Source organism: Herbaspirillum huttiense, from assembly GCF_004367745.1.
In the GTDB taxonomy this organism is placed as follows: Bacteria; Pseudomonadota; Gammaproteobacteria; order Burkholderiales; family Burkholderiaceae_D; genus Herbaspirillum; species Herbaspirillum huttiense.
Genome location: NZ_CP037993.1, coordinates 1,017,899 through 1,030,855 on the forward strand (window position 1 = coordinate 1,017,899; position 12,957 = coordinate 1,030,855).

At 61.5% G+C, this 12,957-nt stretch carries 10 protein-coding genes; 8 read left to right on the top strand and 2 right to left on the bottom strand.

Features of this window, described 5'->3' with window-relative positions:
• Positions 1–167: 167 nt before the first annotated feature.
• The 3 genes from E2K99_RS04575 to E2K99_RS04585 all read left to right on the top strand — a co-directional run bounded on the left by E2K99_RS04575 (position 168) and on the right by E2K99_RS04585 (position 2,100).
• Entirely contained in the window at positions 168–410 is a 243-nt protein-coding gene (locus tag E2K99_RS04575; RefSeq protein ID WP_034333913.1) for a type II toxin-antitoxin system Phd/YefM family antitoxin, read from the top strand.
• A complete protein-coding gene (locus E2K99_RS04580) occupies positions 407–664 on the top strand; it encodes a type II toxin-antitoxin system YoeB family toxin (RefSeq protein WP_134221482.1) in 258 nt (85 codons plus the stop codon). The genes E2K99_RS04575 and E2K99_RS04580 overlap by 4 nt, the downstream gene beginning before the upstream one ends.
• A 227-nt stretch (positions 665–891) precedes the next feature.
• On the top strand, positions 892–2,100 hold the full coding sequence (locus tag E2K99_RS04585) for a porin (protein ID WP_134221483.1): 1,209 nt from the start codon (positions 892–894) through the stop codon (positions 2,098–2,100).
• A 253-nt stretch (positions 2,101–2,353) separates the two neighbouring features.
• Here E2K99_RS04585 and groL read toward each other — a convergent pair whose 3' ends face one another.
• Both groL and groES read right to left on the bottom strand, forming a co-directional pair.
• The gene (groL, locus tag E2K99_RS04590) at positions 2,354–4,003 is read right to left on the bottom strand and encodes a chaperonin GroEL (RefSeq protein ID WP_134221484.1); all 1,650 of its coding nucleotides are present in this window, start codon (positions 4,001–4,003) and stop codon (positions 2,354–2,356) included.
• Between the two features lie 143 nt (positions 4,004–4,146).
• Positions 4,147–4,437: a co-chaperone GroES gene (groES, locus tag E2K99_RS04595; protein ID WP_008115200.1), complete on the bottom strand. Its 291-nt coding sequence runs from the start codon at positions 4,435–4,437 to the stop codon at positions 4,147–4,149.
• Between the two features lie 384 nt (positions 4,438–4,821).
• Here groES and E2K99_RS04600 point away from each other — a divergent pair, with 384 nt between their 5' ends.
• The 5 genes from E2K99_RS04600 (at position 4,822) to E2K99_RS04620 (ending at position 12,853) form a co-directional block, all read left to right on the top strand.
• Positions 4,822–6,933: a TonB-dependent receptor family protein gene (locus E2K99_RS04600; RefSeq protein WP_134221485.1), complete on the top strand. Its 2,112-nt coding sequence runs from the start codon at positions 4,822–4,824 to the stop codon at positions 6,931–6,933.
• Between the two features lie 627 nt (positions 6,934–7,560).
• Positions 7,561–8,706 (top strand): branched-chain amino acid ABC transporter substrate-binding protein, encoded by a 1,146-nt coding sequence (locus tag E2K99_RS04605; protein WP_134221486.1) that lies wholly within the window; start codon positions 7,561–7,563, stop codon positions 8,704–8,706.
• Positions 8,707–8,876: 170 nt separating this feature from the next.
• A complete protein-coding gene (locus tag E2K99_RS04610) occupies positions 8,877–9,389 on the top strand; it encodes a sigma-70 family RNA polymerase sigma factor (protein WP_034331954.1) in 513 nt (170 codons plus the stop codon).
• Positions 9,379–10,362: a FecR domain-containing protein gene (locus E2K99_RS04615; protein WP_134221487.1), complete on the top strand. Its 984-nt coding sequence runs from the start codon at positions 9,379–9,381 to the stop codon at positions 10,360–10,362. The genes E2K99_RS04610 and E2K99_RS04615 overlap by 11 nt, the downstream gene beginning before the upstream one ends.
• A gap of 106 nt (positions 10,363–10,468) precedes the next feature.
• Entirely contained in the window at positions 10,469–12,853 is a 2,385-nt protein-coding gene (locus tag E2K99_RS04620; RefSeq protein WP_134221488.1) for a TonB-dependent receptor, read from the top strand.
• Positions 12,854–12,957: the final 104 nt, after the last annotated feature.

Sequence of the window (12,957 nt, forward strand, 5' to 3'; positions counted from 1 at the left end):
CGGGAGACGACCTTGACTCGATGTTGAGCGAGAAAGTTGTCGAATAAGTTTTGTCGTTCACCTCATTTTTTCACTGAATGCCGTCAGTGACGGTGCCAGGGCTTATCTTCCTGAATTTTTTGTCCGGCGTGCTGCAGCGCGCCGGATCCAGCCCCGGAATCCTCCCCATGTATGCCTTTCCTGTCACTGACCTGGCCGAGCGCCTCGACGCGCTGCTGGAGCTGGCCGATATCGATGAAGTCATCCTCACCCGAGCGGGTGCCGACAACCTGGTGCTGGTGCGCGAACCGGTCTGGCGCGGAGTGCAGGAAGCCCTGCACCTGCTGGGCAACGATCTCAATGCCGAACGCCTGCTGTGCAGCCTGTTGCAGCTGCGCGCCGAACTGCTGCCGCTGAAGGAGCAGCCTTGACCCCGCTCTGGATGACCCCGCTGGCGCGGGAGGACCTGGCCTGGTGGCGTCGCCACGACCGCCGGGTGGCACGTCAATTACTTCATTTGATGCGACGACTAAGTGAAGGATCTTGCATTCCATCGGCCCGCCGGGTGGCCTTGCCCCTGCGCTTGCCCGGACTTTACGCGGTGCGCGTGCAGGGTGAACACCGGCTCGTCATCGAGTTGGTGGCGGGCAGGCTGGTGATTCATCAGTGCCGGTTTCATTACTGATGGACAACAAAATGCGCTGACCTCTATGTGCGACATTGGTTGCTATAAAGCTACAGAAAAGTCTTATAAAGCATATAAATTCAAGGAATGATTCATTTGAGAAATAAAAGTCGGTTTAGATTTGCCGTGACTTCTTGATGTTTCTTTCGGAAGCCTGGGTGGTGCCCTCGTCGCAAGGTGATGTCCACCCTCCAATCAACAGCAATCAAACCACTACGGAGTACTCTATGAAAAAGTCCATCCTGGCCCTGGCCGTGCTGGCTGCCTTCGGCGGCGCGGCGCACGCGCAGAGCAGCGTGACCATCTACGGTGCGGTCGACGCCAGCCTGTCCTACACCAACAAGATCTCCACCGGCGGCAAGGATACGGGCGGCCAGATGGCGCTCGATTCCGGCCTGATGAAGGGTTCGCGCCTGGGCGTCAAGGGCGTGGAAGACCTGGGCGGCGGTATCAAGGCGCTGTTCACCATCGAGAACGGTTTCAGTGTCGATACCGGCGAAGCGGGTCAGGGCAAGCTGCTGTGGGGCCGTCAGGCGACCGTGGGCCTGTCCGGCAACTTCGGTACGGTGCTGGCCGGTCGCCAGAAGGATGTGTTGGATGACGTGGGCAGCATTACCTCCCCGGGCGACTTCGGTGGCGTGGTCAGCCGTGTTCACTCGCTGAACCTGGATCGTACCAACGGCGAGCGCGTCAACAACTCCATCCGCTACAACACCCCGAACTTCAACGGTTTCACCGGTAGCGTCATCTATGGCTTCGGTGAGCAAGCCGGCAATACCGGTGCCGGTCAGTCCTTCGGCCTGGGCGGTACCTACGCCAACGGTCCGCTGAACATCGGCCTGGGCTACTTCCAGAGCAAGATGGGCGGCAAGTCCGCCAGTGATGTCAACGGCGCGGCAGCCTGCAACGGTGGCGGCAAGTATGGCGATACCTGCCTGAAGACCTGGACCCTGGCTGCTGCCTATCAGTTCGGCCCGGCGCGTGTGTATGGTTCGTATTCGCGCGTGAAGCTGCCGCTGACGGCATCGCGTCGCAGCTTCGATCCGAAGTTCGACAGCTTTGCCGCCTGGACCGACCCGAACAAGAAGATCGAGCGCTACGACGCTGTCGAGAAGGGCGACTACACCATCGGCGGTGCCAACAACGAGTCGAGCCAGACGCTGGACCTGGGCGTGAACTATCGGATCTCGCCGTCGCTGTCCTTGATCAGCAGCCTGCAATACACCCGTGCCAAGTTCGTTCGCACCGTCGATGGCCGCATGGTGCAGATCAACCTGGGTGCCAAGTATGACCTGTCCAAGCGCACTTCTACCTATGCCGTCATCCGCAACCTGCGTACGTCCGACATGTACAGCGTTGGCCTGGCCAGCGACCGCGTACCAGGTAGTGATCGCAGTCAGACCGGCATCAACGCCGGCCTGATCCACAGCTTCTAAGTTCTGGCACTGCATCGGGCTCGTGGGAGCCCGATGTTTTGGCCCGCATCTGCAAGGATGCGGGTCTTTTTTTATGCAGAAACCTTTGTTAGGTCGATGCTCGGTCAACTCAGTTGCGCGAGATCGGGGAGGAAGCCTTGCACTCCGGCTCCGCTCCGATCGCCGCCCAACAAAAAACCCGCATCATCGCTGATGCGGGTTTTTTACTTGCAGCACAGGCCATGCGATGCATGGCCCGCAGCCGGAAGGCCAATTACATCATGCCGTCCATGCCGCCCATGCCGCCCATACCACCCATGCCGCCAGGCATGCCGGCCGGCTTGTCCTCGGTCACTTCGGCCACCAGGGCGTCGGTGGTCAGGATCAGGCTGGCCACGGAGGCAGCGTTTTGCAGGGCCGAACGGGTCACCTTGGCCGGATCCAGCACGCCCAGTTCCACCAGGTCACCGTAGGTGCCGTTGGAAGCGTTGTAGCCGAAGTTGCCCGAACCTTCCAGCACCTTGTTCACCACCACCGACGGCTCGTCGCCGGCGTTGAAGACGATCTGGCGCAGCGGCTCTTCGATGGCGCGCAGCACGATCTTGATGCCAGCTTCCTGATCCGGGTTGTCACCCTTCAGGTCCTTGACGTTGGCGCGAGCACGCAGCAGGGCAACGCCACCGCCAGGCACGACGCCTTCTTCAACAGCAGCGCGGGTAGCGTGCAGGGCGTCTTCGACGCGGGCCTTCTTTTCCTTCATTTCGACTTCGGTGGCAGCGCCAACCTTGATCAGTGCAACACCGCCGGCCAGCTTGGCCACGCGCTCTTGCAGCTTTTCACGGTCGTAGTCGGAGGTCGCTTCGCCGATCTGGGTGCGGATCATTGCCACGCGTGCTTCGATGCCAGCGGCTTCGCCGTTGCCGTCGATGATGGTGGTGTTTTCCTTGCCGATTTCAACGCGCTTGGCTTGGCCCAGTTCAGCCAGGGTAGCCTTTTCCAGGGTCAGGCCGACTTCTTCGGCGATCACTTGGCCACCGGTCAGGATGGCGATGTCTTCCAGCATGGCCTTGCGGCGGTCGCCGAAACCAGGAGCCTTAACGGCAGCGGTCTTCAGGATGCCACGGATGTTGTTGACCACCAGGGTAGCCAGGGCTTCGCCTTCGACGTCTTCAGCCACGATCAGCAGCGGACGGCCAGCCTTGGCGACTTGTTCCAGCACCGGCAGCAGGTCACGGATGTTGGAGATCTTCTTGTCGAACAGCAGGATGAAGGGATTGTCCAGAGCGACGATCTGCTTCTCTTGGTTGTTGATGAAGTACGGCGACAGGTAGCCACGGTCGAATTGCATACCTTCGACGATGTCCAGTTCGTTTTCCAGCGACTTGCCGTCTTCCACGGTGATGACGCCTTCCTTGCCGACCTTTTCCATGGCCTTGGCGATGATGTCGCCGATGTCCGCGTCGGAGTTGGCCGAGATCGAGCCGACTTGAGCGATTTCCTTGGAGGTGGTGGTGGGCTTGGCCAGGTTCTTCACTTCACCGACGATGGCGGTGACAGCCTTGTCGATACCGCGCTTCAGGTCGGTCGGGTTGAAGCCTGCGGCGACGTACTTGAAGCCTTCGCGCACGATGGCTTGAGCCAGCACGGTGGCGGTGGTGGTACCGTCACCGGCGTTGTCGGAGGTCTTGGAAGCGACTTCCTTGACCAGCTGGGCACCCATGTTTTCCAGCTTGTCCTTCAGTTCGATTTCCTTGGCGACGGAAACGCCGTCCTTGGTCACGGTCGGGGCGCCGAAGCTGCGCTCCAGCACGACGTTGCGGCCCTTGGGGCCCAGGGTGACCTTGACTGCGTTGGCCAGGATGTTGACGCCGTTGACGACCTTGGCGCGTGCTTCATCGCCGAAAATAACTTGCTTTGCTGCCATGTTGGATTCTCCAGAAATTCGGTTCAGTTCATGTCGCCGGGCTCGGGCCTGAAGATTCAGGGAGCACCGGCTGCTGTCTTGTTGCCGATGGCCTTCACGTTTTCTCTATCTATATAGAAGGAAAAGGAAGGCCGGATGCCGAATTACTTCTCGACGACGGCGAACAGGTCTTCTTCGCGCATGACCAGCAGTTCCTGGCCATCGATCTTCACGGCCTGGCCGGAGTACTTGCCGAACAGAACGCGGTCGCCGACCTTCACGGCCAGTTGGCGGACCTTGCCATCTTCCAGGATCTTGCCGTTGCCGACGGCCAGGACTTCGCCTTGGTCCGGCTTTTCGGTCGCTGCGTCAGGCAGAACGATACCGGAAGCAGTCTTGGTTTCCTGGTCGAGGCGCTTGACGATAACGCGATCGTGCAAAGGGCGAAGATTCATGAGAACTCCTTAATTTTCAATAAGTTAGCATTGATTGCGGCGATGCCTGCAACGATTTTCTTCCAAATGCAGCAGACGTCACCGCATGAAAAAGGGGATTGCGCCCGGCGGCGCTGTTAGCACTCTGCCGTGACGAGTGCTAAGTATAGGGATGGGTTGGGGAATTTTCAAGGCGTCAATTGCCGTGTTTGCGCGCCCGGTCTGTGCAGCGGCACTCAAAAAAATTCGAGGTCAGTTAAGAGAAATGCAGGCATGGCTCTGAACATGTAAAAAATAAAATGCGAATCATTATTATTGCGGCTCTTTCGGATCAGTCCGGAAGAGCCTTTTTTATAAGAAATGAACGGCGGAGGTTCGCCAGTATTTTTATTGGACCGAAATGCAATGAAGAACAATCAGGCCCCATTCAACCATGCACGCGATCTGCGTATCGCCACTTCAACCCTTGCCTCGCTCGTGATGCTCGGCTTCCCGCTGGCCGGCATGGCGCAGCAGTCCGCGGCGCCCGACGGGCAGTCCGGGCTGGAGCCGATCCAGGTCAGCAGCGACTGGCTAGGCACTGGCCTGGAGAGCAGCGTGAAGACCTATCCCGGTGCCCGCACCGTGGTCAAGAAGCAGGAGATCGACAGCACCGGTGCCGTCAGCATCGGCGAGGTGATGCGCCGCATTCCTGGTGTGCAGTCCAGTGACAGCGCCGGTACCTCGGGCAGCGCGATTGCCTTGAACATCGGCGTGCGCGGTCTGACCGGACGCTTTTCGCCGCGCTCCACCGTCCTGCTGGATGGCATCCCCTTGTCGGTGGCACCCTATGGCCAGCCCCAGCTTTCGTTTGCGCCCCTGAGCCTGAACAACATCGAATCGATCGATGTCATCCGTGGCGGCGGCGCGGTGCGCTTCGGCCCACAGAACGTGGGCGGCATCATCAATTTCAAGACGCGTTCCATTCCCGCCAGCGAGGGCATCTCGGGTGATGCCTCGGTGCGCTACAACAGCTACGGCAAGGGTGGCGGCAATGCGCAGTACACCGCCTTTGCCGGCGGCCAGAGCGACACTGGCCTGGGCATGGCCTTCCTCTACTCGGGCCAGGACGGCAGCGGATGGCGCGACAAGAGCGATGAGCATCTCAACGATTTTGCGCTGAAGATGCGCTACGAAATTTCCCCGCGTTCCGAACTCCACGCCAAGTTCAATTACTACGACGTGCTGAGCCGCACGCCGGGCGGCCTCACCACCGCGCAGTACGCCGCCGATCCGTTCCAGAACACGCGCCAGCGCGACAACTGGAGCGGTACCCGCAAAGGCTTCGACGTCGGCTACCTCAATACGCTGTCGGATCATCAGGAGCTGGAGATCCGGACCTACTTCAACCAGGCGACCCGCCAGAGCAGCTTGATCAACGTGACCGGCGTGCGCCTCTCGCATCAGCCGCGCAACTATGAAACGCTGGGCGTCGAGCCCCGCTACACGCAGCGCTTCGCCTGGGGCGGCACTACGCACGATGTCACCGTGGGTTACCGCACCATCCGCGAGCGTGGGGACGACAACATCTACAACGAAGCGGTCCGCACCGGTGTGCTGAGCGGATTCACCCAGTTCCAGAACAGCACCGATGCCCATGCCGGCTACATCGATGACAAGATCGCATTCGGCAAATGGCGCATCACGCCGGGCCTGCGTTTCGAACAGGTGCGGTCAAGCCGCTACGAAATGGGCAAGAAGGATCCTTACAAAGTGGCCAACGACAAGCTGCTGCCCTCGATCAACCTGGCCTATCTGCTCACGGAGCAATTGACCCTGTTCAGCAACTACAACACCTCCTTCGGCGTGGTGCAGAACTCGCAACTCAACACCATGTCTTCCGCCAATCCGCTGTCGCCCGAACTGGCCCGGACGATGGAAGGCGGCATGCGCTGGAAGAGCGCACAGGCCTCCGCCGAAGCCACGGTGTTCCACATCAATTTTGACAACCAGATCGTGTCGGTGCAGGGAACGACGCCCAACGTCTTCCGCAACATCGGCCGCACCCAGCATGATGGCGTCGAACTGGCGATGGACTATGCCTTCGCTCCGGACAGCCCCCTGAAAGGCTGGTCGGTCTTCGCCAACTACACCTACACCCGCGCCCTGCAGAAGTCAGGCAGCAATCCGGGCAAGGACTTGCCGTTCTATGCACGCACGACCGATACGCTCGGGGTGCGCATGCAAACCGGTCCCTGGACGCTCAACCTGTCGACCACGCACCAGGGCCGACAGTTTGCCGATGAAGCCAACACCGTCGCCGAAAGCACCGATGGCAGCATCGGAGAAATCCCGGGCGTGCGCCTCTGGAATGCGCAGGCGAGCTGGAAGGTGCCGGGCAAGAAGGGATTCGATCTCACGGCGGGCGTCAACAACCTGCTGGACCGGCGCTACTTCACCCGTACCGTGGATGGCAATCTGGGCAAGCTGGTCGGTGCGCCGCGGACCTTGTATGTCCAAGGACGTTACACATTTTGACCGTGCCGGGGTGAATGAAATCGCGCACTGGCCACCGCGACCATCGTTCATCTGGCCCTTCCGCAAGCAGGGTCCCGGATCCAGGGTCAAATGAAGAATAATTCCCGCAATACGAGAATTGATCCCCGGGAATGAGGCTGGCACCCCAAGCCAGCCTCGTTACAAGTGCAGCTTTCTGCTATTTCCCCGCCCTTATTGGTGCACTCCTTCGCATCCCGATTCAAAAAAGTGCATAAAACGTGCGATATGAATGAAGCGCCGCGTTGGCACGGAACTCGCTCTCCCAGCCGCACCATTACGGTGTATTCTGCCCGGCGGGGCGGTGTAATGGAGGAACTGCCCCGCCTGGCCTGGCGCTGCGGCCGGGCCGCTTGCCTGCTGTGGCTCCGTCCCTTTTTATCCGGGGATGCCCCTGGGGAAAGCGCCCGAGTGGCGATGCTGCAAGGCATGGCTCGGTTTTTGCAGTAGCAGAGTCCGCAAGCAAGAACCGGTCAGCGACTGGGAGGCGCTGCGGTGCTTTCCGATCAGGTTGCCGTCCTCACGGCGGTCAGAATCGGTCAGCGCACATAACAAATGGCACAACGAACTGCGTTTTCAATCTTTCATTGGAAGTAATAGGAGCAATTCATGCAAAAAATCAAAATGATTCCTGTCGCTACGGCACTGGTGGCAGCGTTCTCGTTCGCAGGGGCAGCGCAGGCACAAGAGGTCATCAAGATCGGTCACGTCGCTCCTCTGACCGGTCCCAACGCGCACATCGGCAAGGACAATGAAAACGGTGCCCGCATGGCCGTGGATGAACTCAACGCCAAGGGCTTCGAGATCGGCGGCAAGAAGGTCACCTTCCAGCTGGTCCCCCAGGATGACGCTTCCGATCCGAAGCAAGCCACCACCGTGGCCCAGGCCCTGGTCGATGCCAAGGTCAAGGGCGTGGTCGGCCACATGAACTCCGGCACCACCATCCCGGCTTCCAAGATCTACTTCGACGCCGGCATCCCGCAAATCTCGCCCTCGGCGACCAACCCCAAGTACACCCAGCAAGGCTTCAACACCGCCTTCCGCGTGGTGGCCAACGATGGCCAGCTCGGTGGCGTCCTGGGCCGCTATGCCGTCAATGAACTGAAGGGCAAGAACGTGGCCGTCATCGACGACCGCACTGCCTACGGTCAAGGCGTGGCCGAAGAATTCCGCAAGAGCGCCCTGGCTGCCGGTGCCACCATCGTGGCTACCCAGTACACCACCGACAAGGCTACCGACTTCAACGCCATCCTGACCTCGGTCAAGTCCAAGAAGCCGGACCTGGTCTTCTTCGGCGGCATGGACGCCGTGGCCGGCCCGATGCTGCGCCAGATGGATCAGCTGGGCGTGGCTGCCAAGTTCATGGGCGGTGACGGTATCTGCACCACCGAACTGCCGAGCCTGGCCGGTGCTGGCCTGAAGGACAACGAAGTGGTCTGCGCCGAAGCCGGTGGCGTGACCGAAGCAGGCAAGAAGCCGCTGGAAGACTTCAAGGCTGCCTACAAGAAGAAATTCAACCAGGACGTCGTGATCTACGCACCGTACACCTACGATGCGCTGATGACCCTGGCTGATGCCATGAAGCAGGCCGGCTCGTCCGACCCCAAGGTCTACCTGCCGGTCCTGGCCAAGATCAAGCACAAGGGCGTCACCGGTGAAATCGCCTTCGACGCCAAGGGCGACATCCTGAACGGTACCCTGACCCTGTACACCTACAAGGGCGGCAAGCGTACCCTGCTGAGCGTGGTCAAGTAATTTTGCATCAAGCTTCACCTCCGGGACCTTCACGGTTCCGGCTGGAGCAGCAGTGACAAGCCCCGGCCTTCGTGCCGGGGCTTTTTCTTTCATATCGACCAAAAACCGGGGCGACCTGCCACCGCATTTACAGATTATAATGAGACACGTTCTCATTACATCTTGCGGTCATGGCCGACCTCGCTCCTTCCCGTCCTCACGACATCGCTGGCATATACACCGGGCATCACCGGTGGCTGCTGGGCTGGCTGCGCCGCCGTACCGACAATGCCGAGCTGGCGGCCGACCTGGCGCAGGATACCTTCGTGCGTATGATGGTCTCGCGCCGCGATTTCATCGTCGATGAAGTGCGCACCCTGCTGGCCACCATCGCGCGCGGCCTGATGATCGATCATTTCCGCCGCTGCGCGCTGGAAGCTGCCTTCCTGGAAATGCTGGCGCAGATGCCCCCCGAGCACCTGCCATCGCCCGAAGCGCAACTGCTGGTGCTGGAAACCCTCAACGAAGTCGACGCCATGCTGGCCGGCTTGCCGCCCAAGGTGCGCAGCGCCTTCCTGCTGTCGCAGCTCGATGGCCTGGCCTATGCCGAGATCGCGGTGCGGCTGGAGGTGTCGCTGAGTTCGGTGCAGCAATACATGAAGCGCGCCTTCACCGCCTGCTACCGGCTGCAATATGGGCTCTGAGCGCACGGCCCCCAACGACGACATCGTCATGGCCGCCATCGACTGGATGGTGCGGCTGCAATCGGGCAGCGCCACCGATCACGAGCACGAAGCCTGCCGCCGCTGGCGCGCCGAACAGCCGCAGCACGAGCTGGCCTGGCAACGGCTGCAATCGCTCAGCGAGCGGGTCGCCACGCTGCCGCGCGCGCTGGCCCACGGCAGCATCGGTGCGAGCGAAGCCCGCACGCGCAACAACCGCCGCTTTGCGCTCAAGACCTTGTGCGTGGCGACCGGCGCGGGGCTGCTGGCGTCCAGCGCGGCACGATGGACGCCGTGGCAGGCCTGGATGGCCGGCTACACCACCCGCACCGGAGAGCGGCGCCGGATCACGCTCGCCGATGGCACCCTGCTGCAACTCAACAGCGCCACCGCGGTGGACGTCAGTTTCGACGAGCAGCAGCGCCTGATCCGTCTGCATCGCGGCGAAGTGCTCATCACCACGGGACATGAAGAGCGCCCTTCCTATCGTCCCTTCCTCGTGCAGACCCGGCTGGGACAAGCACGCGCACTGGGCACCCGCTTCCAGCTGCGCGATGCGGAGGAGGGCATGCGCCTTGCCGTTTATGAGGGCGCGGTGGAATTCCGTTCGCAAAATGAGAATGCACCCGTCCGCGTGGATGCCGGGCGCCAGGGACTGTTCGATGCGCAAGGGCTGGTGGGTCGCCTCGTCGCCGCCAATGAACAGGCCATCGCCTGGACCGATGGTGTCATCGTGGCCGACCGCATGCCGCTGGGCCAACTGGTGGCCGAGCTGGATCGCTATCTCCCCGGCAAGCTGCGCTGCGATCCGGCGGTGGCCGGCCTGACCATCTCGGGCGTGTTTCCGCTCGACCAGCCGGCACGCATCCTGGCGGCCATTGCGCGGACCTTGCCGGTGCGGGTGGATACCTTCACGGATTACTGGATCACCTTGCGGCCACGTGCCGCCACCTGAGGCCGGCATGCATATAAAACATTTTTAAAATTTTTCTGCAGGTTTATGGATCTCGTTCGGTTTACCAGATAGCAAGCCCTCTGAAGCTCACCATCGAACGACATCCATGACCATCCGAACCCGCTTCCCCTCGCGTCCGACCCTGTCCCGACTGGCCATCCTGGCCGCCTTCGCCAGCCCCATGGCCGGTGTGCAGGCGCAAGCCACCGATGCCCAGCGCCAGGCCTACGACATTCCCGCTGGTCCTCTCGACCAAAGCCTCAACAGCTTCGCCCGCCGTGCTGGCGTGCTGCTCTCCTTCGATCCCGCCATCACGCGCGACCGCCAGAGCGCGGGTCTTTCCGGCCGGTATACGGTAGCGGAAGGGTTTGCCGCGCTGCTCAACGGCACCCCGCTGCAAGCGATCCGCAACGCAGACGGCGGCTACACCGTCGCCGCACCGACGGCCACCACCGGCAGCAATGCCAATGCCGTCCTGCCCACTGTCACGATCACCGAAAGCGCCGACCCCACCGCGCCCTACGCGGGTGGAATGGTCGCACGCGGTGGCAGCCTCGGCGTACTGGGTACGGCCAGCGTCATGGACACGCCCTTCAGCACCACCAACTACACCTCGCAAGGCATCGAGGATGTACAGGCGCGCGCCATCGGCGACGTCATCGCCAACGATGCCTCGGTGCGCAACACCAATGGCAATGGCGGTTTCGGCGACAGCTACCAGATTCGCGGCTTCACCATGTCGGCCAATGACGTGGCCTTCAACGGCCTGTATGGGATGGTGCCGCTCACGCGCATGCCCATCTCCATGGTCGAGCGCATCGAAGTGCTCAAGGGACCGGGCACGCTGATGTATGGCATGGGCCCGGCCGGCGGCGTGGGCGGGGCGGTCAACCTGATCCCCAAGCGGGCGCACGAAGATCCGATCTCCAGCGTCACGGCCACCTATCTTTCCAATTCGCAGTTCGGATTGAAGGCCGACCTCGGCCGCCGCTTCGGTGAGCAGCAGGAGTGGGGCATCCGCGTGAACGCGCTCTATGCCGATGGCAACACCGGCCTGTCCGGCAGCAACCAGCAGCAGAACATGGGCTCGGTCGGACTCGACTACAACGGCGGCCGCGTGCGCTGGAGCCTGGACGCCTACACCCAGCACGAAGATGCCCGCAACTTCCGTCCGCAATTCAGCATCAGCAGCCTGGTGATGCCGGAAGCACCCTCGGGCAAGACCAACCTCTATCCCGGCACCACCCTGCAATCGGATGACAAGGCCGTCGCCACGCGCCTGGAATACGACATCAACGACCACCTGACCGCCTACGGCGCCGTCGGTTATCACGAGGCCACGTCTTCCCAGAGCTGGCCCAGCGCCACCATCCTCAATGCGGCCGGTGATACGGCCGCGCTCTACAACGGTTACTACGACCAGAAGGTCGTTTCCACCTCGGCCGACGTCGGCATGCGTGCGCGCTTCAATACCGGCGGCATCAAGCACACCGTGATGCTGGGCGTGAACATGCTGGATCAGCAGACCGATTACTTCTTCCTCTCCGAGAGCAGCAGCGTCACCTCCAACCTGTATCGTCCGGTCGCCTTGCCCGTGGTCAGCGGCGCACGCGGCGAACCCACGCCGCAGAGCCAGATCCGCCTGACCAGCGTGGCGCTGACCGATACCCTGTCGCTGGCCGATGACCGCCTGCGCATCACCGCCGGCTTGCGTCGCCAGCAGGTGTATTCGCACAGTCTGGTCGATGCCTCGCAGACCTCCAACAAGACCGCCATCTCGCCGGTGCTGGGCGTGGTCGTCAAGCCGGTGCAGAACGTTTCGCTGTATGCCAACTACACGGCGGCCCTGAGCGCAGGTGGGTTCACTTCGGCCAGCGACGGCAATCCCAACCAGCTCTTCCCGCCCTACAAGTCCAAGCAGGTGGAGACGGGCGCCAAGATTGACTGGGGCCGTATCACGACCACGGCGGCCGTATTTCAGATCGAGCAGGCCAATGCCAGCACCACGCTGGTCAATGGCGTGAGCACCACCACTCAGGATGGCCGCAATCGCGTGCGCGGACTGGAACTGGCGGCTTATGGCGAACTGCAGCGCGGCCTGCGTTTCAATGCCAGCGGCACCTTCTTCGATGCCAAGCAGTACCACACCGACAATGGCACCAATGACGGCAAGGATGTCGGTGCCATCCCCAACAGCAACTTCAACCTGGGGCTGGATTGGGATGCGCCGTGGCTGCAGGGCCTGGCCTTGAATACGCGCGTCACCCGCACAGGCTCGATGTGGTACAGCAACGAGAACAAGCTCAAGGTGCCGGGCTGGACCCGCGTCGATATCGGTGCGCGCTACATCACCCGGGCGGCAGGGCAGGTCGTGACCTATCGCGCCAACATCGAGAACCTGTTCGACAAGAATTACTGGCTGATGCAGAACGGTTATGTGGGCACTTCGTCGGGTCGCACGCTGGTGCTGTCGGCGCAGGTCGATTTCTGATCTGAGTAAGTCACTCACGCGCGTGAGCCATGCCCTGCTGCTGAGAAGCGGCAGGGCATTTTTTTGAAGAAACGCGTAAAAGATATAAATGATTTATGGATTGT

Coding starts and splice junctions, on each gene's coding strand:
- E2K99_RS04605 (WP_134221486.1), top strand. CDS start 7,561: ATGCAAAAAATCAAAATGATTCCTGTCGCTACGGCACTGGTGGCAGCG.
- E2K99_RS04575 (WP_034333913.1), top strand. CDS start 168: ATGTATGCCTTTCCTGTCACTGACCTGGCCGAGCGCCTCGACGCGCTG.
- E2K99_RS04600 (WP_134221485.1), top strand. CDS start 4,822: ATGAAGAACAATCAGGCCCCATTCAACCATGCACGCGATCTGCGTATC.
- E2K99_RS04615 (WP_134221487.1), top strand. CDS start 9,379: ATGGGCTCTGAGCGCACGGCCCCCAACGACGACATCGTCATGGCCGCC.
- groL (WP_134221484.1), bottom strand. CDS start 4,003: ATGGCAGCAAAGCAAGTTATTTTCGGCGATGAAGCACGCGCCAAGGTC.
- E2K99_RS04620 (WP_134221488.1), top strand. CDS start 10,469: ATGACCATCCGAACCCGCTTCCCCTCGCGTCCGACCCTGTCCCGACTG.
- E2K99_RS04585 (WP_134221483.1), top strand. CDS start 892: ATGAAAAAGTCCATCCTGGCCCTGGCCGTGCTGGCTGCCTTCGGCGGC.
- E2K99_RS04610 (WP_034331954.1), top strand. CDS start 8,877: ATGGCCGACCTCGCTCCTTCCCGTCCTCACGACATCGCTGGCATATAC.
- groES (WP_008115200.1), bottom strand. CDS start 4,437: ATGAATCTTCGCCCTTTGCACGATCGCGTTATCGTCAAGCGCCTCGAC.